We start from the raw sequence: 19614 nt of genomic DNA, 5'->3' as shown, positions 1-19614 counted from the left end.
GTCAGGCCCCCCGCAGCGGCCGCCGCGGCGGGTCGAGCGGTTCCAACTCGCGGACCGGGTCGAGAACCTGGGCGCCGACGCTGCGCGCGCCGGCCGCGCCGAGCGCGAGCACCAGTACGCCCGTGACGGTCAGAGCCGGGCCGAGCCCGAACCACACCCACAGCCCGGCGCCGAGGATGACCACGCCGAGCAGACAGATGTCGTCCCATCGGTCCAGTTCCAGACCGTCCACCCACCGGCCCAGCGCGGCGGCCGCGCGCACCGGCCACGACCGCCGCGGCGGCGTCTCTTCCGGCTCGATCGCCGGGTCTGCTGCTAGCTCCACGTCACGCCTCCCTGCCTCCGAGCACGGTCAGGCCGCGCGTCTCGTAGATGGATTCACTCGGCTTACGGCGCCGGCCGTCGATCCCGTACAGCAGGGTGACCATGCCGTCGATGCGCTTGCCGCTCTTGTCCCGGTTGGGCTTGACCGGCCGGCAGCGGTCCGGATCGTCGACCGGGGTTTTGGCCTCCAGGTTGTCGGCCATCCATCGCGCGACCGGGTTGCCGCCGTGCAGCAGCTCGCCGTCGGCCGCCTTCAGGATCCGGGCCAGCTCTTTCATCGGGTCGGTCATGCGCTCGTAGGTGGTGTTGCTCTCGTGCAACGTCAGCCCGGTGCGCTTCTCGATCTCCTGCCGCACCGGCTCGCCCGACCACTTGTCGTAGGTGATGTCGGCGATCCGGAACCGGTCGTTGTCCTGGACCGCGGCGGCGTAGATCGCCTCGTAGTCGATCGTGTCGCCGTCGGTCAGCTCGACCCACCCGTCGGCGACCCACTGGGAGAACTGGCCGCCGGTGTGCTCATCCAGGATCGGCGCGATGGACTCCGGCGCCCAGAACCGCCACCACGCCCAGCCGTTGTCGAACACGTAGCACAGCGAGGTCATGTCCAGTTTGCTGGACAGGTCCAGGCCGCCCCAGCACTTGCGCCCCTCGATGAGCGGCAGCACCCAGTCCGGGCCCGGCGCGATCTCGCCGGCGCAGGCGTCCCACAGATCCAGGTTGATGTACCGGGTCACCTGCTGAACGCGGGCGTTCATCTGGAACTGAAGGAACCCGTTTTCCTTCAGCTTCGACCCGCGCGCCTCCAGGGCCTGGCGGCGCAGGGCCTCGCGCGACTTGAAGTCGTCCAGCGCCGGGTTGGGCCACTTCCAGTTCCGCTCGTCGTAGGCGTCGGTGCTGACCGGCAGGTCCGGGTGGCCGGCGAAGATGCGCCGCACCCGGGCCAGCGCCTCCGGCGTGCGCGGGCTCTTTCGAACAAATGCGAACACGTGCGGCGCGCGCTTGGGATCCTCCATGACGCGCTCGGCCTCGTCGATCAACTCGGCGCCGAAACTGGCGCTGTCGTTGGTCTCGGTGGTCGTGCTGAACATGAGCTCCTGCTCGCGCGCACCCGCCGCGGTGGTCATGGCCGTCCAGAGCGAACCATCCGGCTGCGAGAGGACCTCGTCCAAGCCGAAGGAGTGCGGGTTGTGGCCCAGCTCGCCCTCGGCGTCGGCGGTGATGGTCCCGTAGTGGCTGTGGGACTTCTCGTCGACCAGGCGGCCGGCGTCCTTCAGGTGGCGCAGCCGGCCGCGCAGCAGCGGCGAGAGCTGGACCATTCGAACAGCGGGTTCGAACACTTTCGCGGCCTGGTCCTTGTCCTTGGCCGCGCTGTAGACCTCGGCGAACTCTTCGTCGTCGCCGACGAGCATGTACAGCTGGATGGCCGCGGCCAGCTCGGATTTCCCGTTCTTGCGCGCGACCACGATGTGGGCGACGCGGTAGCGGCGGACGTACCGCTCCCACTCCTCCGACCAGATGACCTCGCCGAACAGCGGCCGGGCGATCTCGTGCTCCTGCCACCAGCGCAGCAGGAACGGCTTACGCCGGTGGGGGCCTTTGGTGTGCACGAGCAGCTCGGCGCAGAACAGGACGAACTTGTCGGCGCGGGGCTCGCAGTAGTGCGCGCCCTTCTTCTCGCACGTCTTGCCGCGCAGCGTGAACCCGCACACCGGGCCCTTGCGCAGCGCCGGCCGCCACCGCTTGTCGTGGTTGGGCGGCGGCCGCTCAGCTGAGGAGGTCCTCCGCCGGGTCACGGCCTCCGCCCTTTCCGATGCTGAGCTGCGCGCGGTCCGAGGGGGTCATGCCGAACCGGCCGCCCCAGCGCATGATCTGCGCGTCGGCGTCGGACAGCACCATCAGCCACGGGTTGCGGAACCGGCGCCAGATGATCGCGCCCTCGAACCCGTTCTGCAGTTCGTCGTCCGGGTCGCCGCTCGGCGGCAGCCGCACGTACTCGCCGCTCTTGGTGAGCAGCGGCACCCGCAGGATCTCGCCCTCGACGCGCAGCGCCTTGACCGCGGCCCGCCGGCGGACCACCGCGTCGCACAAGATCGCGAACGCCTCGACGTCCCAGCCGGTGAGCACGCCGGTCCGCTGCAGGTCCGGCGCGTACTGCCGCCACACCGAGCGGGCCGCGGCGGCCAGCCAGGCCGGCGGCTTGATCTCGACGTCGGCCGGCACCGGCTCGTCGACGTTGACCCGGTCCTTCCGGTCCCCGTGCAGCAGCCGAACATTCGTCGGTTTCGGCGCTGGACCGCGACTACCCACCGCCACCACCCCCTTACATCAGTGGGGAAAACGTGTCCCGAAACCTGTCACGCTCCCCGCGGTCTCCCCCCCGCGCGTTCGCCGTTGGCCCCCTGGTGATCCGATCCCCCCTCCCCGGGTCGACCTGATCAAGGCCGGGGGGTGCGAGGATTGCCGAATCCACCGTCGTGTTTGGCCGTTTTCTGGCTGTGGTGGGAGTGACACAGCGCAGCCAGGTTGGACTCGGCCCAGTTGGTCTTGTCCCCGTCGATGTGGTCGACGTGCTCGGACGGGGCGCCGCATGAGGGCACCTCACACCACGGTCGCTGCGCCCGGATGCGCTCGGACAGCTCACGCCACTTGCGTGTGTAGCCCTGCGCGTGCGAGCTCGGCCGCGGCGCCGAGGCCTTGGGCTTGCGGGCAGGGTGGCGGTGCTTGGCGCAGCGGCCCCCGAATGCGGCGTCGGACGGGCAGCCCGCGGCCGTACATCGGCGCGCTGCTCGGTTCGGCATTAGAGGATGTCGAGCAGGAGAGGGCCGAACACGGGCTGGCTCTGGGTGGAGGTGACGCGCACCCAGGCGCCGTAGGTGCCGTTGGTCAGTTCCGCCGTGGTGTCGGGGCCGATCTTGATGCGGGCGGGTGCGCCTTTGGCGGTCGGTGCGTCCCAGGCGCCGGCCGTCCAGTCTTCCTCTGCCGGTTCGGCGTCGAGGTCGGTCAGGAAGGCCCACTCGACGGTCTCGGTTCCGTCGGCGCCCTTGATGAAGGACTTGATGTCGATGCGGGACAGGGATGAGACGCGCAGGGTCACGATGACCTCCCTCAGATGTAGAGGCTGCTGGCGGCCCAGTCGACGTACAGCGGGCCTGCGTGGGTGGCCCGGCTGCGGCTCTTGACCGCGGTGACGGGCAGCGCGATGTCGGTCTCGCGCGCCAGCCCGACCCGGGTCTTGTAGACGAACAGAGCCGTGTCGGTCTCTACCGCCTGGCCGACCTCGACGACCTTGCGGGCGGTGACCGGCAGCACCAGGTCGGTCTCGACCGCCTGGCCGACCTCGACGATCTTGCGGGCGGTGACCGGGAGGGCGAGGTCGGTCTCGACGGCCTGGCCGACCGTGCGGCTCTTGCGGCCGGTGACCGGCAACGCCAGGTCGGTCTCGATGGCTATTCCGAGGGCCGAGCCGAGCAGCGCGTCGACCGGGAGGGCGAGGTCGGTCTCGACGGCCTGGCCGACCGTGCGGCTCTTGCGGCCGATGACCGGGAGGGCGAGGTCGGTCTCTACCGCCTGGCCGACCTCGACGATCTTGCGGGCGGTGACCGGCAGCACCAGGTCGGTCTCGACGGCCTGGCCGACCTCGACCGCGTGGCCGGGGCGGGGCGGGCGGGCGGTGATGACGCGAGAGGGGAAGCCGCGGCCGTGGCGCATCCGATCTGCCTCCCTACCAGGCCGAGGCGCGCTGGGCGGCCTGCAGATGGGTACGGCCGTAGGGCGGCCGCGCGATCGCCGGCAGGAGCTCGGCCCAGCACAACTTGGTGAAGGGGGCGCCGCTGCCGGCGGCGTCGACGTTGAAGGTGACCTGGGCGCCAGGGTCGGCGTCAGTGTTGTTCGCCTTGATGATGTGGCAGACGGCCTGGGCGCCGGAGATGACGGCCGCGCTCTCCTCATCGGTGCTGGACGGCAGGCCGAGGTTGTTCCAGTCATGGCAGGCAGCGATACCGCGGCTCCCGCGCACGGTGTTGAGGTAGGCCTGGAAGGTGAAGTTGTTGTTTTCGCTGACGTTGGTTCCCGAGCCGCCGGTCGCGCCGACGGGGTTGGCCAGGTCGACTCCGCGCCACACGTAGACCTTTAACCCCATGGGGGTCACGACGGAGGCAACGGCGGCCGAGACGGTCATGCCGGCGGGGACGCCGATGGGGCAGGGCGCCGTCCAGATCCCCACCTGTCCGGCTGGGCCACCCTGGGCCGATAGGCGGGTGACGCGCTGGGTCCAGGTGAGCCCAGCCGAGTCGGTGACGGACTGGGCGGTGTCGGTGGAGTCGCGGATGCTCAGGCAGGCCGCCAGCAGCGTCCCCGCCGGCGGGGCGAAGCTGTCGCTGGTGATCGGGTCGGAGCTGGATGTGGCCAGCGCCGGGCTGGACGCGTCGAGCTCGATCACGGGGCTACTCGGCGCCGGGCTCGTCAGGCGCGGGCGCGGTCCACAGGATCGCACCCTCGCCGGCGCCGTCCTGGGCCGCGCCTTCGGTGATCCGGACGGGGGCTGAGGTGTAGTCGCCGGAGGCCTGGGCGAGCTGCAGGTCGTGGTCGGCCTGGGCGCGGGCGTCCTCCAGTGATGCGTAGGTGGCGCGGCGTTCGGTGTGGTGGGGGGAGTCCGCCCACCGCCAGTGCAGGGTGACCATCTAGCCCTCCTCGACTTCCATGTAGCCCTGACAGTTCACGTTCGCCGGGGCGGTGCACCGCAGGACCAGGGCCTGGGCACCGGTGTTCTGTTCCGGCTCGCGGCCGAGCGGGAACTGCCAGGTTCTGCCCGTCTGCGGGTGGACCAGCCAGCGTTTGATCACCGTCAGGACGGTCGGCTCCGCGGTGAAGTTCCTTTTCGCGGTGCCCTGCGCGGTACGGGTGGGGCCGCCCGACTGGAGGATGGTGTGGCTGGTCGCCGTACCGGCGCCGGCCTCGGTCGACTTGCACAGCTCGACGGTGACCGGCTCGCCGGTGGTGTTGACGCCGTCGAAGCCGAGCTCCATCTCGATGACGCGCATAGGGGCGTTGCTGCCGGCGATGTAGGACAGGACCGTTTTGGCCGTCGCCGCTGTCAGGGCGATGTCGCCGTTGGTCTCGACGGTGTAGCGGGAGGACATAGCGGCCTCCTCAGCCCTGGGCCCGGAAGCCGCCGGCCCCGTTGAACCGCAGCTGGATCTCGGTGCCGTCGGGCTCGACCACGAAATCCCAGGCGACCATCGGGATGATCGCACTGTCGGCGCCGCCCGTGGTGTCGGGGTCGTAGCCGAGGATGGCCTTGGACCAGTCGTCGCCGGCCAGCACGTCTAGCCAGGTCTGGTCGGGGAGATCGATGTCGACCCTGTCGTTGACGTCGTCAACGGCGAAAGCCGCCAGGTCGACGTCGGTGAGGATCTTGCGCTCGTACCCCGAGTTGGTCGGTTCGTTGGTGGCACCCGAGAAGACGTCGGCGAAAGTGTCCTTGTCGATCAGGGTCGCGTCGCTTTCCAGGCCGGCGGTGGCCAGGACTGCCACGACCAGACCGGACGTCGACGGGTCGTTGTTCTTGACCCGCCAGTAGAACTCGGCGGCTCTCCCCTTGCTCACGTTGAACCAGAAGTCGGCGATGGCACACCTCCAGGTATGCGGAAGAAAGCCGCACACGCGGCACACAGGTAGGACCAGAGCTGTCGGCGATCGAGCCTGGAAACGCGAAAACCCGGCGCATCGGCCGGGTTCGGGCATAGCTCTGTCAGGACGGAATTAGAACTGATAATTCAATGATCGTCAAGAGATCGGATCTATGCGGGGTGCGGGTACCAGCGGGTGGCCGGCGCGGATGGTGACGGCGGCCGCGTGCGCGCGCAGCAGCTCGGCCTGGTCGTAGGTCGGGGCGGGGCGGCCGCGGCCGCCGCGGCGGTGTCCGGTCGGGTGCAGGGCGAAGACGAGGACCAGGGCGCGGATCTCCTCGGCGGTCATGGGCGGGTCGAGCAGGGCGGCGGCCTCCTCGATCGTCCACCCCACCACCTCGGCCGCTCCGCTCATCACGCCCAGTCCCTCCGGTAGGTCACCCGCCCGTCCGCCCAGCTGATCTGGGGGTCCCCGTTGAGGCGGCTGTTTTCCAGTCTGCCTTCTGGCGGGCGGCCGTCGCGGTCACGGCACGCCCGGTTGACGCAGCGGACCTGCCGGGCCAGCACCAGCATGCGCAGGCTGAACGTCTGGCAGTACGGGCACAGCGGCGGCAGCGCCCCGTACGGCACGGGGATGGGGACCCAGGGTTCTTCTTCGCCGATGTCGCCGATCTGTCGGCCCGCGCGCAGCCACCGCTCGATGATCCGGGCGGCCCGGTTCGCGGCCGCGGGCGGCACGCCGTGCACCAGGTTGGCGATCGCGTTCAGCGCCTCCACGGTGTTGGCGTCGCTACCGCCGCGGCGGCGGCCGGGGTGGCCGACGACCAGGCCGCGCAGCGAGGCCTCCAGGCGGCGAGCTTCCTCGTGGATGGTGAGCAGCACCATGCCGGCCTCCGGGTGCCAGGGGGCCGGGCTGCCGGAGACCTTGTGGTGGGTGGTCGTGCCCTGGCTGGCATCGCCGGTCTGCTCGGGGAGCAGCGCCAGCAGCTGCTGCAAGAGCTCCTTGACCTCCTCGACCAGGGCGGCGATGTCGGCGGCATGGGTCACTCAGGCCCCGCCCAAAGACTTGATCTTGTCCACGTATGCGATGGTCGCATCCAGGAAGGCGCGCTGGTCGGCCATGCTGAGCGCGACCTGGTGGACATCGGCCGGGACGGGCAGATCGCCCACCCGGATGAGCGTGTGGCTCATGGCCTCCAGGCCGACCCAGTCGGCGACCTGCACCAGCGCCTTGGCCGAGTTGATCAGGACGCTGAGCGCCTCCGGGTATCCGCCGAGGACCAGGGTGACCCGCTGCTCGGTGTCGGTACCGGGGCCGGTCCAGTCGTGGCAGGCGCCGCAGTACCCGGCCGCGATGTCGTTCGGGTTGTAGGAGGTGCGCCGGCACCTGGGGCACGTGATCGATGTCGGCTGGTCAGTCACTGGTGGCTCGTTCCATGCTGGTCGCGAAGTCGGGGACGTAGTTTCCGGCTGCGGCGACCACGCTGCCGCCGGTGTGGGAGTCGCACACGGGAAGCCACTCCCGCGCGGCTTTGACCCAGCGCCAGCCCTTGGCGGTCCGGCCGTCGCTGTAGCTGCAGGACAGCCGGCCGCCGGTCGGCTGGGGCGGGAGCGGCCGTTCGATCGCCATCACCGCCTCCGGCATGGGTGGCGCACGCGCAGCTGGCCGAGCTCGTCGACCAGGCCGTCGAGCTCGGCGTCGATCGCGTGGATTCGTGCCCAGGTCGCCGCCGGGTCGGGTCCCGGGTCGGGCTTCGGGTCCGGGGGTGAGACGGTGCGCCTCGGTGGTACGACCTCGAGCGACGGCGGTCGGCCGGAGCGCAGGGCGCGGACGGACGCGAGCAGCCCGTCGCGGAAGGGCTGGAGGTTCATGCGCCGCCCCCCGAGGCCTCCTCGATCGGGTGCGCGGCGACGGCCTTGTCCAAGTCGTCCATGGCGCGGGCGTACGCGGTGGCCACCCTGTGGTCCCACTCGTTGCCGCGCAGCCGGTGGCGTTCCTGGTGGTACAGGCGCCGCGCGTCCCATTCCTTCTTACAGGCCGCGACGATCAGGGCCAGGCGCTCGTCCGCCTGCCCGGCGCGGACCTCTGCCCGTTCTGCACGCAGGCGCCACGGGGTGGCCCACTCCGGCGGTAGCCCCGGAGCGGCGTCAAAACTCCAGCCGGCCATGCTCCGAATGTTGAGCACCAGCGTGCGCGCGTGGCCGAGCTCGGTAGTGGCCTGGCGGTGCTCACGCTGCAGCAGCTTCCAGGCGGTGATGATGCCCAGCGCCTGCTCGCGCGACAGGATGGTGGCGCCGCCGAACAGCAGGCTGGCTTCGATGTCGGCGATCTCGTCGGGGGTCACGGGTTCCGTCCGTTTCTGTATGCGTTTGTCAGCGCCGGGCCCGGCGCCGCCCGGATCGGGCGCGGCCGGTGCCGAGGGCGACGACGTTGGAGGGGATCAGGCCGGGCAGTTCGGGCTGGACGTCGGCCAGCCGCGGGCACCCCGTCTTGATCAGGTGAGGTCTGAACAGGTGTTCGACCGGGTGCTTGGGGAGCGCGCCGGCGCCGTCCAGGCTGCGGGAGACCCAGCGGCCGAGGCCGTCCTTCATGACGGCTTGGTTGCCGGTGGGGTCCGGGCGGGCCTCAACGGCCATGCGCTCCCCGTATTCGGTCCTGGTCCACAGCACCTGGCGGCCGCATCCCTGGGGGCAGGGCGTCAGGTCGTGTCGGCCGGGGATCATGGCGGGGACCTCCCCTCAATGCACTGTGAAGTCCTTTCACCAACATCATGCCCGCTCTGCACGGAAATCTGTTCGATTTCCAGACCGAGCTGGCCTTTGACATGGCCGACCTTGCGCACCGCGAACGCCCGCGTACGGCGGCCGAACCGCAGCCGCCGCACCCCCAGGCGTTTGGCGCACTTGGGGCCGAGCCGGTAGCTCAGCGAGATCTCGGTCCGCACCGGATGCCTGCACCTACGGCAGCGCGGCCGCCCGTCATCCCGGCGGGTCCACCGGCGGCCGCGCCGGACCGGCGGCGGATCCGGCGCCGGGATCGTCACCTCGAAGAGCGGGATCACCTCAGCCCGCCAGGCCGCCGAGCTCGGCGGTGATGGCGTCAAGTGCGATCCCGGCCAGCGCGTCCAGGTAGCCGGGGTCGGCGGCCAGGCCGGGCCAGGCCTTGACCAGCGCGGTGGCGATACCCAGCTGGGCGACCTCGCTCGGGTCCGGCGGCGGCTGGTCGGTGAAGGTCACGCGGGTGTGGTCGCACCGCTCGGTGACCACCCTCCCGATCTGCTCGACCGGCACCCAGCGCGGGACGTGCGGGAGTCTCATGCGACCTTCGTTTCCTTGGCTCGTCGGAGGGCTGCCCGGGCGGCGGCGAGGCCGCGGGCGCGGGTCGCCTCCGGATCGGGCGGGGCCTTGCTCACGAACGTGGTGGAGGGGGCCCGCCATCGGCCGGCCAGCTCCCGTTCGCGCTGCCGCTCCTGCCACCGCGGCATGCAGATGAGCTTCATCAGGCGCCAGCGGGCGACGGCGTACGGGTGCTCGGCTTCGTGGACGCCGGCCAGGACCCGGTGCAGCTCGTCGGTGCCGTAGTCGGCCCCGCCCATCAGCGCGACGACCAGATCAGCCAGGTAGAACGGCAGATCGTTGCGCGCCAGCAGGGCCAGGGCGCGCTCCAGGTTGGCGGCCCCGTGCGTCCGGGCCAGGCCCAGGACCTGTGCCGGGGTCCGCCACCGCCAGTCCTCCCCCCGCTCGACCATGTCCGTCGGTGCCGGTAACGGCGGGAGGGTGGACAGGCCGATCAGCTCTGGGACGGACCGCACCACGCTGGGCTTGTGATCCGTGCGACCGGGGGGACGATTGTTAACTGGTTCTATGTGACGTTTTTCGCCAGGTGTTGTGACCTGCGACGATTCGGGCTCGGCGCTAGACGCAGCCGGGGCGGCGTCCGGGCGGGCATCGGCCTGCCCGGACGCCAGTGATGCGTCCAGCAGGTCCCACGCCTCACGCGGGGCGGGCATCAGGGCGGGCTCCGCAACGGCCACGATCAGGTGTTGCCACAGGCCTTTGCCGACCTGCCGCCGCAGCTGCCTCAGCAGACCGGCGGCGGCCAGCATGCGGTTGTCGCGCCGCAGCGCATACCGGGACAAGCCGTACTCTGCGGCGATGTCCTCGCGGGCGCTGCCCGGCTGAGGCGGTCGGGTGAGGTACTTCTGCAGCAGGCTGAGCGCGGCGTTACGCACATGCAGGACGGCGTCGTGCCAGATGTCGAAACTGCCGACGGACAGGACAAAGGTCCCGGTCAAGATCATCAGTATCAGACCTCCCGGGTGGTGCGATTCATCGGCCCGCCATGATCAGCAGGACGGTGCGGAAGAACCAGAACGCGTAAAAGGCGCTGACCACGGCGGCCGCGAAGGCGATATCAGCGCGGCCGCGGCGCATCAGCGGGCGGCCCACCAGGGCCAGGCCGAGGGCCGTTCCCCCGAGGAAGGCGGTGTAGAGCAGCATCCCGGGCCTACAGCGGGTCCAGCGTGAGGTGGACGCTCACCCGGCCGGGCTCCTCCCGCCGCGGGAAGCGGCGGGAGGTGGTGGCGATGGAGAACGCCTCGCCGACGCGGGCGATCACCTGGTCCAGCTCGGCGTGCGTTCCCACAACGCGCAGCTCGACGGGCAGACTCCTGGCGGGCGGCTCGGCGGGGGCGGTGGCCAGGGTTTCGCGGGCGGCTCTGGCCCGCTTCCGGCTCTGCGGCGTGGTCATGTCTGACTCGCTCCTCTATATGCGTGGCTGCGGGCCGCCGCGCAGTGGCGGCCCGTCGGGGTGGGGGGCGGGGCCCGCGCCCGGGAGTTCCCCGGTCGGGCGCGGGCCCCGCGATGGCCGGCCGCTCGCGCGCGGCGGGCCGGTCCCGGGCCGGCCCCACAGCGGGCCCGAGACGATCAGGGGGGTCAGCCCCACGCGCCCTGGCGTCGGGGGCCGTCGGCGTGCGCCTTGCGCCAGCGCGCAGCCAGCCGAGCCGCCCAGCCAGGGGTTCGTGTACGACGTCGACGGCGGCCCGGCGCTACGGCCGGGCCGACGGGAAAGGGTCGGGCTCGCCCGCCGTCGGCACCGGGATGTACGGGCGGGCCAGGCTGGCGTGCTTCCCCGCCGTCTGGTCGTCACCGCCGAGGGCCTCATACAGCGTGGGCGCGGCCGGGTCGGCCGTCAGCGGCGGGATGGCCGGCCTCGGGGTCTGCTCCGGTCCGGGAGACACCTGCGACATCGCGTCGCGGTGGTGCAGCTCCCTGGCCCGCAGCAGGAGCTCAAGCCCGTCCTGGGCGGCCGTGATGAGCGCGATCAGATGGGAGGGGTCGTCGTACCAGGCCGTCAGGCGGCGGCGGTCGAGCAGGATCCCCACCCGCGGCGGTGCGCCGTCAGGCAGCCACGGCTCCGGGTCCAAGGAGGGGGCACCGAGTGTGGTTCTGATCTGTTCAGTGAGGTGGCTCATGTTTCCTCCCGGGGTGGGCAGGCGGTGGGGCTGATCTGGTCGGCGAGGGCCGCCAGGCGGACGGCTTCGGCGGCGGGGTAGGGCAAATCCAGGGAGGCCGTGACCGCACGGCGCAGCTGGTCGGCGATCTCCTGCAGCTCCCAGTCGGCGGGCAGCCGCTGCTCGGACCGTTCGCGGATGCGCTGGGGGGTGTTCCAGTCCGGCATCGCCGCCGCGGCGATCTCGACGGCCAGCGCGGGACAGCGCAGCGACAGGGCGTCCAGTTCTTCGGGGGCGATCTGGTTGATGAGCCCCAGGCGGGCGATCTCCTGCGCGGGCGCCCCGGCCGCGACGAGTCGCTCGCGTTCCAGCGCGAGCCCGGCCTGGCGGGCGAGCGGCGTCAGCTGGCGCATCAGTTCGACCAGCAGGTCCAGGTTGCGCCTCTGGTGCTCGGGCAGCGTGGGGTCGACGGCGACGGCGGCCGCGACGGTCTCGGCGGCGTCCATCGCGCGCTGGCGTGCGTCGCCGACGATCGGCGGACCGTCGGCGGGCAGCCGTTCGGCTCCACGCCGGATGTATTGGACCGCGCGGTCGTCGATGAGAGTGCTCATGTCCCCTCCGCGGCCGGGCCGTGCGTCGGCCCGGGCCGGGTGGGAGCGGTGGCGGTGGCACCGCCGCGCAGGTGAACGGCGGCCTCGGTGGCGAGCTCGGCGAGCCGGTCCATCGCGGCCGCCTCGGCGGCGCGGTCGGACCGGTGGCCGCGCAGCGCCACGTAGATGCCCTGGCCGCCGTCCTCGGACAGGAACAGACGCAGCTCGATCGCCCCGTGCTCGCCGTCGACGAAGAGCTCGAGCTCCTTGGCACGCGGGTCACGGATCGTGATGAGGGCCATGGAGATCGGCATCAGTCACCGGCCAGGGCGTTGACGTTCAGGGCGACGGCGAGCTGGGCGCGCATGGCGACCGCGGCGGAGACCAGGGCGTCGGCCTCGTCCATGTCGGTGACGCCGAGCTCGGCGTCCTGGTCGTCCTCGCCGTGCAGCAGGAGCGAGGCGACCGGGCGGCCGCCGCACATGCGCAGAGCGGGCCGTTCCACAGCGGGTCGTTCCACGGCCGGGCTGCCACGGAGGCGGCGGCCACTACGATTGATCATCATCTGGTACGTCCCTTGAATCTTGAGGAGAGGGCCCTTGGCGCGCACCGCCGAGGGCCTTCGGCTTGCTGTCGGTGGTGAGGTGTATGGGGGTGGCCGGTCAGTAGGAGCGGCGGGGAACGATGGGGTCGGGCAGCGGCGTGCCGTCCTGGTCGGTGGGGGTGATGAGCTGGTGGCACCAGTCGGGGACCGCGTCGGTATCCGGCAGGAGCGCGTCGGATAGGACCACCCACAAGCCCCACGCGGTCTCGCGCGTCACCTCAAGAGCGGGCCCGTCGCCGAGGCCGGGGAGGTGGATCTGGACCGGGTCGCCCTCGCCGACGAACCGGGCCTGGACACGGCCGCCGGAGGGCAGGACCAGCTGGTAGAAGCGCGGCGGGTCGGCCGGGGCCGCGTCAGGGGGTGGGGGCAGCGACATGGCTGAGGCTCCTAGGCGAGGGTGAGGGTGCGGCCGCCCTCAAGCTGGACGGTCACGGGGCACTTGCAGTCGCCCGCGCACGGGTGGCCGCACGTGTGGCACTTCACGCAGTAGGGGGAGCCGCCGCACTCGCAGCAGTGCTCGGGAATGTGGTAGCCGCTGCCGTAGCAGGAGCTGCAGTCCTCGCCGAACTCGCCGTCGCAGCCGCACTCCTCCTCCCCGTCGCGGCAGACGTCGCAGGGCACGCAGATGTAGCAGGCCTCGCCGTCCTCGCAGTCGCACTCCTCGGCCGACGTCTCGGCCGGGGTCTCGGCCGCGAGGGCGTCAGGTGTGGGGATTCCGGTCATTCGGGTGCTCCGCAGGGGGCGGCGGCTGCGGGCTCGGCCGAGGTCGTCTTGGCCAGCACCGCGTCGATCGCCTGCAGGGCCGCGTCGCGGGTCTGCATGTGCGACCACCGCGTAAGGTCTCGCGCGGCGGTCGCGGGGCTGTACCGCAGGTGCTGGGCCAGGGCTCGGAGCACGTCGTCCGCGGCGACGGCGATCTCGCGGACGGGGGCGATCTCACCGCTGGCGGCCCAGACCGCGGCGGGAAGGGTGAAGTCCACGTCCGAGAACGGGCTCATCGGTCCGGGCCAGGGGTTGGCCTCGATGATGACCCGAGCCCGGGCCAGGATCGCGGAGGAAGTAGCGGGGAAGGTCACGATGATCTCCGTGTTGATCGTTCGGGGGCGGTGACGATGGCCCTGATGGGCTGTCTTCCGCCCGGGTGGTCATCTGGTGGCCTTGCTGTACCGGCGGCCAGGTTCGGGGCGCAGCGGCGCGATGTTGTTCCTGGTCTTGGGGTTCAGGTCCGCAGAGCGTTCTGGCTGCGCGGCCTTCGCCTTGGCTGGCCGCGCGTGGGCGTCGACAGCGGCGGCGAGCTGAGCGTCGGTCCACAACAACTTGCCGCCCATGTAGGTGGCGACGACCTGGCCCGAGGCCGCCAGCCGGTCCAGCGTGTGCTCGGAGATGCCGCCCCCGATGCGGGCCGCTCCCTCTTTGCTGGTGTACAGGCGGTACTCGGGAGTGGTCATGCCAGCAGGTCCTCAACCGTGCAGTTGAGGGCACCCGCCAGCCGGAACAACACCCCAGCGCCAGCCGAGCTCTTGCCATTCTCGATCTTGGACACGTGGGCGTGAGTGATCCCGACCTTCTCGCCAAGTGCCACCTGCCCAAGGCCAGCGGCCAAGCGTCGCCGACGGACGGCCTCCGGGTTCTGGATGAGGGGCCGCTGACGCGGTTTCGTCGTCTGCATGAGCATGACCGTACAGTTACAGACATGAACAGACAAGTCGTCTCATGCATCTTGATGTTTATCGCTGGGCGTGGCCAGATGGATGTTGCCCGCCGACCCCAACTAGGCCAATCTGTTCCTGTACTTAACTGCTTGTTCCTATACTCCGAAGGTGAGCGACGACAGGACCATGGCGAGGGACCTACCGTCGACTCCAGAGGGCGCACTTATCAGGCGTACACGGCAGAGCATCAAGCCGCGGCTGACCATCCCGGCCGCTGCCCAGCTGGCGTCAATGAGTGCGGAGACCTGGGGTCACATGGAACGCGGCTACAAGCCTGGGCTCCACGGAAGCCCCCCAACCAAATTCGCGCCGTCGGCGCAGATCTTGGCGCATGCAGCATTTGCTATCGGCGTGACTCCAGCGGATCTTGAGCAAGTTGACCGCGAAGATGCTGCCGAAGTGCTGACGAAAATGATTTCGGCTGTGCACCCACCCGAAGAGCTGGAGGCCGACTCATCCGAGATTGACGATGGCCGGGTGTTCTTCCTGGTCCCCAAAGGGGTCTCCATGGACGATCGCGAACGAATACGGCGGTGGGCCGAGAAGCTGGCTGAAGAGTTCGTAAAGAACGACGGCCCGGACGAGGATGGCGACTAAGCCATGATCGAATAGCCAGCGGGGACGCGATGCCCTTCTTACCAGGAGCTCCAATCTGTCCGATTACAGGGATTTCCCAATGCGCGGAAGGACCGAAACCTGGCAAGATGGCGACCTTTACGGGGTGACGGATGCAATGGGGCATCTGCACCAACGGGGAAAGGCTCCACCGCAATGGCACGACCGCACCTGCAGTACCACGCCGTACATCCCACCCAATTACCCGATGGCAATTCGATCGCGATCTACCACCCAGGCGGAATCGACTGGCTCCTCGACGGAACTCAGGTCAAGGAACGCCTCCTTGATCCATTGGGCAAGTTGGGCACCGACGCAATCGAAGTACTAACCAGACTCGACGAGCCAACCGAAGATCCATTCGGAGAGCTGCGCTTCGTGCCCGAGGACATTGGACTTGACGAGATGTTCTGGACTCTCGACGACAGCGGCTTCTATATCCCGGTCCCTAAAAAGTTGATCACGCCGAAGCTGGCGCGCGATATCGCAGAGTGCGTTACTGAGCAGCTGCGGTGGTTCCGGCCCGCCTAGGCGCGGAGGTCTCTTCATGGTCTACACCGAACCGCGCGGTGAGCGGTTTCGAGTCCACTTCAAGCGCCCGGACGGGACGTGGACAAAGGCGTCCCGGGACGAGAACGGCCAGCCGTTCTTCGATGAGGACACCGCCTACAACTTCGGAGTGGCTCAGGAGGTGGACGGACGCCGCGGCGTCTGGCGGGACCCCACCGTCGGGGAAGCGACGTTCCAGGAATGGGTCGACATCTGGTGGCCGGCGCAGGACCTGGCGCTCAAGTCTCGCCGGAATTACTCGTATTCGATCAAGAAGCACATCTTGCCGAAGTTCGCGCATTGGAAGATGGCTTGGTTCGAGCAGCCCGGTGTGAATGTCGAGATCGACTCGTGGGAGCGGCACATCACCTCAGTCGGTTACGCGGTCAACGTGGCCAAGGGCGCCCGGGCCCGGCTGATCACGATCTTGGGTGACGCGCAGACCAACGGGATCATCAAGGTCAACCCGGCGCTGAGGGCTCGCAAGCGTGGCCGTCAGCGGGCGGTCGGCGGTCGCGGCGTCGAGAAGGTCTGGGCCAGCCCGCTGCAGGTGCTGCTACTGGGCGAGCGGGGGGCGATCATCTCCGGCCGCGAGGAGGACCTCCTACCGCCGATTGCGCTGGGCTGGACCGGGATGCGGTGGGCCGAACTCGTCGGCCTGGAACGCGGCTTCCTGAAGTTGTCGGCGGTCCGGATCGACTGGCAGCTCGTCGAGGACAAGGGCCGGTTCTACCGGTTGCCACCGAAGGACGACTCACGCCGCACGGTGGACATCCCGCCGTTCCTGTCCTCCTTGTTCTCGTGGTGGGTGCAGCAGCGCCCGGGCCAGCGCTGCGAGTGCACCGGCGGGGAGGCGGCCGACGGCGGCGAGCTCCCGTGCGAGGGCCGCCGGCCGTACGTGTGGCTCGGCGAGGGGCACGTGCGGTGGGTCGGCAAGAAGCGGACCCTGGTGACCGGGCATCCGCGGGCGAGCAACTACCAGCGCCGGGTGTGGGCGCCTGCCGTGGAAGGCGCCTACCCGCGTGACGGTGACCGGCGACCGGCCCGGCCGGTGCTGGTCGACGTGGCAGACGGGCTGTGGCCCGGGCGGCCGCGGCCGGCGTGGCCGATGGCCGCAGTTGGTCAGGAGTTCGTGGTTCCCCGCGGGAAGGGAGTGTGGGCCTACGATCCGGCCCAACATCATGTCTCCTCGTGGCTGCCCTTGGTGGCCGACCTCACGCCGCACGGGCTGCGGCACGGGCACAAGACATGGATGGCCGAGGACGGCATCCCCGAGGTCCTCCAGGCCAACCGGATGGGCCACGCCGTGGGGGGGATGATCGGCGTCTACACCCACATCTCGGAGGCGATGCGGGCCGAGCTGCTGCGCGCGCTTCAGGCGCGTTGGGAGACGGCTCTCGCGCAGCGGGCTGGGATATCCCTGCGCTCACGGGTGCCGATTCTCGACCGGCTGCTCGAACCATTCCGGTCGGGAGCCAAGAAAACGATCTCCCAATTTCCTCCCAAACAAGCAGCGGACCCTATCCGGATGATCTCCGAATAGGGCCCTGACCTGGGAGCCGCCTTGGGGAATCGAACCCCAGACCTTCTGTTTACAAGACAGATGCTCTGCCGATTGAGCTAAGGCGGCTTGTCAAGCCTGACAAGTCTAGCGGGCCTGGCGGTGGGGCGTCACTGACGGCGGAGGCGGGAGATTTCGTAGAGGGCGATGCCTGCGGCTACGCCGGCGTTGAGGGATTCGGTGGCGGTGGTCATCGGGATGCGGACGGTTTCGTCGCAGGATTCGCGGACCAGGCGGGAGAGGCCTTTGCCTTCGGAGCCGACCACGATGACCAGGGGGTCGGAGGCGAGGGTGGTGGTGGCGATGTCCTGGCGGGAGTCGCCGTCCAGGCCGATGATGAACAGGCCGGATTCCCGGTACGCCTGGAGGGTTTGGGTGAGGTTGCTGGCGCGGGCGACCGGGAGGGTGGCGAGGGTGCCCGCGGAGGTCTTCCAGGCGCCCGCGGTGACGCCCGCGGAGCGGCGGGATGGGATGAGGAGGCCGTGGGCGCCGAAGGCGGTGGCGGAGCGGGCGATGGCGCCGAGGTTGCGGGGGTCGGTGACGCTGTCCAGGGCGACGATGAGGGGGACTTCGGCGGCTTCCTGGGCGTAGCCGATCAGGTCGTTGGGGTGACGGTAGTCGTACGCCGGGACCTGGAGGGCCAGGCCCTGGTGGATGGCGCCGTCGGTGAGGCGGTCCAGTTTCTCGCGGGAGACTTCGAGGAGGGCGATGCCCTTGTCCGCAGCGATTTTGATGGCCTCTTTGACGCGGTCGTCGTTGTCGAGGCGCTGGCCGACGTACAGAGCGGAGGCGGGGACGCCGGCGCGGAGGGCCTCGACGACGGGGTTGCGGCCGCCGATGTATTCGGGGGCGTCCTCGCTCTTGCGGGGGCGGGGCGCGGGACGGCGGCCGGACGTGCCGCCGCGCTCCTCGCGGGCGAGTCGTTCGGCGCGTGCCTTGTCCTTGTACCAGTGGCGCATCTCGGCGGGCGGGGTCGCGCCCCTGCCTTCAAGGGATCGCCGGACCTTGCCGCCGGTGCCTCTGGTCGCGCCCTGCTTCTTTGCGGGCTTTCCCGAAGCCCGTCCCCCAGCACCCATAACGACAAGCCTATCGGCATGAACGAGGCGCTCTCCCCAATAGCGGTACGCCGACGGCGTCCGGTCGGTGTTCCTAGCGGGCGAGCTCCCAGCGAGGTCCCTGCGGGGTGTCCTCGACCACGACGCCCGCCGCGGCGAGCTGGTCGCGGATGGCGTCGGCGGCGGCGTAGTCCTTGCGGGCGCGGGCGGCCTGGCGTTGTTCGAGGGCGACGGCGATGAGGGCGTCGACGACCTCGCGGAGGCCGGAGTCGCCGGTGTTGCGCCACTGCTCGGAGCGGGGGTCGAGGCCGAGCACGCCGAGCATGGTCTGCGTTTCGGCGAGGTGGCGGGCGACCTGCTCCTTGTTGCCCTGGGCGAGAGCGACATTGCCTTCCCGGACGACCTCGTGGATGACCGCGAGGGCCTGGGAGACGTTGAGGTCATCGTTGAGGGCGTCGACGAAGGCCTGGGGCAGGGGGGCGGTGGCGTCGACGTCGTGGATGACCTCGGCGGCGCGGGAGACGAAGCCTTCGAGGCGGCGGTAGCCGGCGGCCGATTCCTGCAGGGACTCGTCGGAGTAGTCGATCGAGGAGCGGTAGTGGGCGGCGATCAGGTAGTAGCGCAGCTCGACGGGGCGGACCTTGCGCAGCATTTCGGGGATGAGGAGCGAGTTGCCGAGGGACTTGCTCATCTTGGTGCCGCCGAGCTGGAGCATGCCGTTGTGCATCCAGTAGCGGGCGAAGCCATCGCCGGCCGCCTGGGATTGGGCGATCTCGTTCTCGTGGTGCGGGAAGATCAGGTCGACGCCGCCGCCGTGGATGTCGAAGGTGCCGCCGAGGTATTTGGTGGCCATCGCGGAGCATTCCAGGTGCCAGCCGGGGCGGCCGCGGCCCCACGGGGTCGGCCAGGTGGGCTCGCCGGGCTTCTCGCCCTTCCAGAGGGCGAAGTCGCGGGGGTCGCGTTTGGCGGAGTCGATGTCGGTGTCGCCCGCGGCGAGCATGTTCTCCAGTTTCTGGTTGGAGAGCTTGCCGTAATGGTCGGCGTAGGAGCGGACGTCGAAGTAGACGTCGCCGCCCGAGGCGTAGGCGTGGCCCTTGTCGATCAGGCGGTGCATCAGTTCGGTCATCTCGGGCACGTGGCCCATCGCGCGCGGTTCGACCGTGGGCGGGAGGCAGCCGAGCTGGTCGTAGGCCCAGGTGAAGGCGCGCTGGTTACGCTCGGCGACGACGAACCAGGGCACGCCCTCGTCGGCGGCGACTCGGATGATCTTGTCGTCCAGGTCGGTGACGTTGCGGCAGAACGTGACGTCGTAGCCCTGGCGGGTCAGCCAGCGGCGGAGCACGTCGAAGTTCACGCCTGAGCGGATATGTCCGATATGGGGCGGAGCTTGAACGGTCGCACCACACAGGTAGATCGAGACTCGTCCGGGCTCGATCGGCACGAATTCGCGGACCGTCCGCGTGCTGGTGTCATAGAGGTTCAGGCTCACGAAAGCAAGGCTAACGCCTTCCACGCCAGCACAGG

At 70.1% G+C, this 19614-nt stretch carries 35 protein-coding genes and 1 tRNA gene; 3 read left to right on the top strand and 33 right to left on the bottom strand.

Going from position 1 to position 19614, the window contains the following annotated elements; genetic code table 11:
* Window position 1 precedes the first annotated feature (1 nt).
* From Aple_RS51840 to Aple_RS05090, 30 genes are all read right to left on the bottom strand, one after another.
* Complete coding sequence (locus tag Aple_RS51840) at window positions 2-325, bottom strand: hypothetical protein (protein WP_170321291.1); 324 nt, start codon at window positions 323-325, stop codon at window positions 2-4.
* Between the two features lies 1 nt (window position 326).
* Window positions 327-2117: a terminase large subunit gene (locus tag Aple_RS05235; protein WP_155343309.1), complete on the bottom strand. Its 1791-nt coding sequence runs from the start codon at window positions 2115-2117 to the stop codon at window positions 327-329.
* Window positions 2089-2631, bottom strand: coding sequence for a phage terminase small subunit P27 family (locus tag Aple_RS05230; protein ID WP_170321290.1), 543 nt, complete (start codon window positions 2629-2631; stop codon window positions 2089-2091). The genes Aple_RS05235 and Aple_RS05230 overlap by 29 nt, the downstream gene beginning before the upstream one ends.
* A 490-nt stretch (window positions 2632-3121) precedes the next feature.
* A complete protein-coding gene (locus Aple_RS05220; protein WP_155343306.1) occupies window positions 3122-3418 on the bottom strand; it encodes a hypothetical protein in 297 nt (98 codons plus the stop codon).
* An 11-nt stretch (window positions 3419-3429) separates the two neighbouring features.
* Window positions 3430-4032, bottom strand: a complete 603-nt coding sequence (locus Aple_RS05215; protein WP_155343305.1) for a hypothetical protein — start codon at window positions 4030-4032, stop codon at window positions 3430-3432.
* A 13-nt stretch (window positions 4033-4045) separates the two neighbouring features.
* On the bottom strand, window positions 4046-4762 hold the full coding sequence (locus tag Aple_RS05210) for a hypothetical protein (RefSeq protein WP_155343304.1): 717 nt from the start codon (window positions 4760-4762) through the stop codon (window positions 4046-4048).
* A 4-nt stretch (window positions 4763-4766) separates the two neighbouring features.
* On the bottom strand, window positions 4767-5003 hold the full coding sequence (locus Aple_RS05205) for a hypothetical protein (RefSeq protein WP_155343303.1): 237 nt from the start codon (window positions 5001-5003) through the stop codon (window positions 4767-4769).
* Complete coding sequence (locus tag Aple_RS05200) at window positions 5004-5462, bottom strand: hypothetical protein (protein ID WP_155343302.1); 459 nt, start codon at window positions 5460-5462, stop codon at window positions 5004-5006.
* Window positions 5463-5472: 10 nt separating this feature from the next.
* A complete protein-coding gene (locus Aple_RS05195; protein ID WP_155343301.1) occupies window positions 5473-5928 on the bottom strand; it encodes a hypothetical protein in 456 nt (151 codons plus the stop codon).
* A 180-nt stretch (window positions 5929-6108) separates the two neighbouring features.
* Window positions 6109-6369: a hypothetical protein gene (locus tag Aple_RS05190; RefSeq protein ID WP_155343300.1), complete on the bottom strand. Its 261-nt coding sequence runs from the start codon at window positions 6367-6369 to the stop codon at window positions 6109-6111.
* A complete protein-coding gene (locus Aple_RS05185) occupies window positions 6366-6998 on the bottom strand; it encodes a hypothetical protein (RefSeq protein ID WP_155343299.1) in 633 nt (210 codons plus the stop codon). The genes Aple_RS05190 and Aple_RS05185 overlap by 4 nt, the downstream gene beginning before the upstream one ends.
* Window positions 6999-7373, bottom strand: coding sequence for a hypothetical protein (locus Aple_RS05180; RefSeq protein WP_155343298.1), 375 nt, complete (start codon window positions 7371-7373; stop codon window positions 6999-7001).
* Complete coding sequence (locus Aple_RS05175) at window positions 7366-7581, bottom strand: hypothetical protein (RefSeq protein ID WP_155343297.1); 216 nt, start codon at window positions 7579-7581, stop codon at window positions 7366-7368. Before Aple_RS05175 ends, Aple_RS05180 begins: the two co-directional genes overlap by 8 nt.
* Entirely contained in the window at window positions 7581-7823 is a 243-nt protein-coding gene (locus tag Aple_RS05170; RefSeq protein ID WP_155343296.1) for a hypothetical protein, read from the bottom strand. The genes Aple_RS05175 and Aple_RS05170 overlap by 1 nt, the downstream gene beginning before the upstream one ends.
* Window positions 7820-8296: a hypothetical protein gene (locus Aple_RS05165; protein WP_155343295.1), complete on the bottom strand. Its 477-nt coding sequence runs from the start codon at window positions 8294-8296 to the stop codon at window positions 7820-7822. The genes Aple_RS05170 and Aple_RS05165 overlap by 4 nt, the downstream gene beginning before the upstream one ends.
* Before the next feature lie 28 nt (window positions 8297-8324).
* Window positions 8325-8675 carry a hypothetical protein gene (locus Aple_RS05160; RefSeq protein WP_155343294.1) on the bottom strand — a complete coding sequence of 117 codons (351 nt, stop codon included), beginning with the start codon at window positions 8673-8675 and terminating at the stop codon, window positions 8325-8327.
* Window positions 8672-9055 (bottom strand): hypothetical protein, encoded by a 384-nt coding sequence (locus Aple_RS05155; protein WP_155343293.1) that lies wholly within the window; start codon window positions 9053-9055, stop codon window positions 8672-8674. Before Aple_RS05155 ends, Aple_RS05160 begins: the two co-directional genes overlap by 4 nt.
* On the bottom strand, window positions 9015-9269 hold the full coding sequence (locus Aple_RS05150) for a hypothetical protein (protein WP_155343292.1): 255 nt from the start codon (window positions 9267-9269) through the stop codon (window positions 9015-9017). The genes Aple_RS05155 and Aple_RS05150 overlap by 41 nt, the downstream gene beginning before the upstream one ends.
* A complete protein-coding gene (locus Aple_RS05145) occupies window positions 9266-10246 on the bottom strand; it encodes a hypothetical protein (protein WP_155343291.1) in 981 nt (326 codons plus the stop codon). Before Aple_RS05145 ends, Aple_RS05150 begins: the two co-directional genes overlap by 4 nt.
* Before the next feature lie 34 nt (window positions 10247-10280).
* Window positions 10281-10451 (bottom strand): hypothetical protein, encoded by a 171-nt coding sequence (locus tag Aple_RS05140; protein WP_155343290.1) that lies wholly within the window; start codon window positions 10449-10451, stop codon window positions 10281-10283.
* A gap of 7 nt (window positions 10452-10458) precedes the next feature.
* Window positions 10459-10701, bottom strand: a complete 243-nt coding sequence (locus Aple_RS05135; protein WP_155343289.1) for a hypothetical protein — start codon at window positions 10699-10701, stop codon at window positions 10459-10461.
* A 298-nt stretch (window positions 10702-10999) separates the two neighbouring features.
* On the bottom strand, window positions 11000-11425 hold the full coding sequence (locus Aple_RS05130) for a hypothetical protein (RefSeq protein ID WP_155343288.1): 426 nt from the start codon (window positions 11423-11425) through the stop codon (window positions 11000-11002).
* Window positions 11422-12015 carry a hypothetical protein gene (locus Aple_RS05125; protein WP_155343287.1) on the bottom strand — a complete coding sequence of 198 codons (594 nt, stop codon included), beginning with the start codon at window positions 12013-12015 and terminating at the stop codon, window positions 11422-11424. The genes Aple_RS05130 and Aple_RS05125 overlap by 4 nt, the downstream gene beginning before the upstream one ends.
* Window positions 12012-12308, bottom strand: a complete 297-nt coding sequence (locus Aple_RS05120) for a hypothetical protein (RefSeq protein WP_155343286.1) — start codon at window positions 12306-12308, stop codon at window positions 12012-12014. Before Aple_RS05120 ends, Aple_RS05125 begins: the two co-directional genes overlap by 4 nt.
* Window positions 12308-12559 (bottom strand): hypothetical protein, encoded by a 252-nt coding sequence (locus Aple_RS05115; RefSeq protein WP_155343285.1) that lies wholly within the window; start codon window positions 12557-12559, stop codon window positions 12308-12310. The genes Aple_RS05120 and Aple_RS05115 overlap by 1 nt, the downstream gene beginning before the upstream one ends.
* A 97-nt stretch (window positions 12560-12656) precedes the next feature.
* On the bottom strand, window positions 12657-12974 hold the full coding sequence (locus tag Aple_RS05110) for a hypothetical protein (RefSeq protein WP_155343284.1): 318 nt from the start codon (window positions 12972-12974) through the stop codon (window positions 12657-12659).
* A gap of 11 nt (window positions 12975-12985) precedes the next feature.
* Entirely contained in the window at window positions 12986-13321 is a 336-nt protein-coding gene (locus Aple_RS05105) for a hypothetical protein (RefSeq protein ID WP_155343283.1), read from the bottom strand.
* Entirely contained in the window at window positions 13318-13674 is a 357-nt protein-coding gene (locus Aple_RS05100) for a hypothetical protein (RefSeq protein ID WP_155343282.1), read from the bottom strand. The genes Aple_RS05105 and Aple_RS05100 overlap by 4 nt, the downstream gene beginning before the upstream one ends.
* Window positions 13675-13743: 69 nt before the next feature.
* A complete protein-coding gene (locus Aple_RS05095) occupies window positions 13744-14046 on the bottom strand; it encodes a hypothetical protein (RefSeq protein ID WP_155343281.1) in 303 nt (100 codons plus the stop codon).
* The gene (locus Aple_RS05090; protein WP_218038117.1) at window positions 14043-14267 is read right to left on the bottom strand and encodes a helix-turn-helix domain-containing protein; all 225 of its coding nucleotides are present in this window, start codon (window positions 14265-14267) and stop codon (window positions 14043-14045) included. Before Aple_RS05090 ends, Aple_RS05095 begins: the two co-directional genes overlap by 4 nt.
* A gap of 151 nt (window positions 14268-14418) precedes the next feature.
* Here Aple_RS05090 and Aple_RS05085 point away from each other — a divergent pair, with 151 nt between their 5' ends.
* The 3 genes from Aple_RS05085 to Aple_RS05075 all read left to right on the top strand — a co-directional run bounded on the left by Aple_RS05085 (window position 14419) and on the right by Aple_RS05075 (window position 17017).
* Window positions 14419-14907, top strand: a complete 489-nt coding sequence (locus tag Aple_RS05085) for a hypothetical protein (protein WP_155343279.1) — start codon at window positions 14419-14421, stop codon at window positions 14905-14907.
* A 174-nt stretch (window positions 14908-15081) separates the two neighbouring features.
* Window positions 15082-15456 (top strand): hypothetical protein, encoded by a 375-nt coding sequence (locus Aple_RS05080; RefSeq protein WP_155343278.1) that lies wholly within the window; start codon window positions 15082-15084, stop codon window positions 15454-15456.
* Between the two features lie 16 nt (window positions 15457-15472).
* Entirely contained in the window at window positions 15473-17017 is a 1545-nt protein-coding gene (locus Aple_RS05075) for a tyrosine-type recombinase/integrase (RefSeq protein ID WP_155343277.1), read from the top strand.
* Between the two features lie 14 nt (window positions 17018-17031).
* On the opposite strand, the gene Aple_RS05070 is transcribed toward Aple_RS05075, so the two are convergent.
* From Aple_RS05070 to cysS, 3 genes are all read right to left on the bottom strand, one after another.
* Window positions 17032-17104, bottom strand: a tRNA-Thr gene (locus Aple_RS05070).
* Window positions 17105-17145: 41 nt separating this feature from the next.
* On the bottom strand, window positions 17146-18111 hold the full coding sequence (gene rlmB, locus Aple_RS05065) for a 23S rRNA (guanosine(2251)-2'-O)-methyltransferase RlmB (protein WP_155343276.1): 966 nt from the start codon (window positions 18109-18111) through the stop codon (window positions 17146-17148).
* A gap of 73 nt (window positions 18112-18184) precedes the next feature.
* Entirely contained in the window at window positions 18185-19579 is a 1395-nt protein-coding gene (cysS, locus tag Aple_RS05060; protein WP_155343275.1) for a cysteine--tRNA ligase, read from the bottom strand.
* Window positions 19580-19614: the final 35 nt, after the last annotated feature.

Origin of the sequence: Acrocarpospora pleiomorpha (genome assembly GCF_009687885.1) — a bacterium.
In the GTDB taxonomy this organism is placed as follows: domain Bacteria; phylum Actinomycetota; class Actinomycetes; order Streptosporangiales; family Streptosporangiaceae; genus Acrocarpospora; species Acrocarpospora pleiomorpha.
Note: the sequence above shows the minus strand (reverse complement) of the source record. Positions and strands in the feature narration are given on the sequence as shown.

Coding starts and splice junctions, on each gene's coding strand:
- Aple_RS05175 (WP_155343297.1), bottom strand. CDS start 7,581: ATGGCGATCGAACGGCCGCTCCCGCCCCAGCCGACCGGCGGCCGGCTG.
- Aple_RS05160 (WP_155343294.1), bottom strand. CDS start 8,675: ATGATCCCCGGCCGACACGACCTGACGCCCTGCCCCCAGGGATGCGGC.
- Aple_RS05075 (WP_155343277.1), top strand. CDS start 15,473: ATGGTCTACACCGAACCGCGCGGTGAGCGGTTTCGAGTCCACTTCAAG.
- Aple_RS05170 (WP_155343296.1), bottom strand. CDS start 7,823: ATGAACCTCCAGCCCTTCCGCGACGGGCTGCTCGCGTCCGTCCGCGCC.
- Aple_RS05080 (WP_155343278.1), top strand. CDS start 15,082: ATGGCACGACCGCACCTGCAGTACCACGCCGTACATCCCACCCAATTA.
- Aple_RS05215 (WP_155343305.1), bottom strand. CDS start 4,032: ATGCGCCACGGCCGCGGCTTCCCCTCTCGCGTCATCACCGCCCGCCCG.
- Aple_RS05105 (WP_155343283.1), bottom strand. CDS start 13,321: ATGACCGGAATCCCCACACCTGACGCCCTCGCGGCCGAGACCCCGGCC.
- Aple_RS05200 (WP_155343302.1), bottom strand. CDS start 5,462: ATGTCCTCCCGCTACACCGTCGAGACCAACGGCGACATCGCCCTGACA.
- Aple_RS05150 (WP_155343292.1), bottom strand. CDS start 9,269: ATGAGACTCCCGCACGTCCCGCGCTGGGTGCCGGTCGAGCAGATCGGG.
- Aple_RS05095 (WP_155343281.1), bottom strand. CDS start 14,046: ATGACCACTCCCGAGTACCGCCTGTACACCAGCAAAGAGGGAGCGGCC.
- Aple_RS05110 (WP_155343284.1), bottom strand. CDS start 12,974: ATGTCGCTGCCCCCACCCCCTGACGCGGCCCCGGCCGACCCGCCGCGC.
- Aple_RS05090 (WP_218038117.1), bottom strand. CDS start 14,267: ATGCAGACGACGAAACCGCGTCAGCGGCCCCTCATCCAGAACCCGGAG.
- rlmB (WP_155343276.1), bottom strand. CDS start 18,111: ATGGGTGCTGGGGGACGGGCTTCGGGAAAGCCCGCAAAGAAGCAGGGC.
- Aple_RS05205 (WP_155343303.1), bottom strand. CDS start 5,003: ATGGTCACCCTGCACTGGCGGTGGGCGGACTCCCCCCACCACACCGAA.
- Aple_RS05125 (WP_155343287.1), bottom strand. CDS start 12,015: ATGAGCACTCTCATCGACGACCGCGCGGTCCAATACATCCGGCGTGGA.
- Aple_RS05120 (WP_155343286.1), bottom strand. CDS start 12,308: ATGCCGATCTCCATGGCCCTCATCACGATCCGTGACCCGCGTGCCAAG.
- Aple_RS05140 (WP_155343290.1), bottom strand. CDS start 10,451: ATGCTGCTCTACACCGCCTTCCTCGGGGGAACGGCCCTCGGCCTGGCC.
- Aple_RS05135 (WP_155343289.1), bottom strand. CDS start 10,701: ATGACCACGCCGCAGAGCCGGAAGCGGGCCAGAGCCGCCCGCGAAACC.
- Aple_RS05115 (WP_155343285.1), bottom strand. CDS start 12,559: ATGATGATCAATCGTAGTGGCCGCCGCCTCCGTGGCAGCCCGGCCGTG.
- Aple_RS05130 (WP_155343288.1), bottom strand. CDS start 11,425: ATGAGCCACCTCACTGAACAGATCAGAACCACACTCGGTGCCCCCTCC.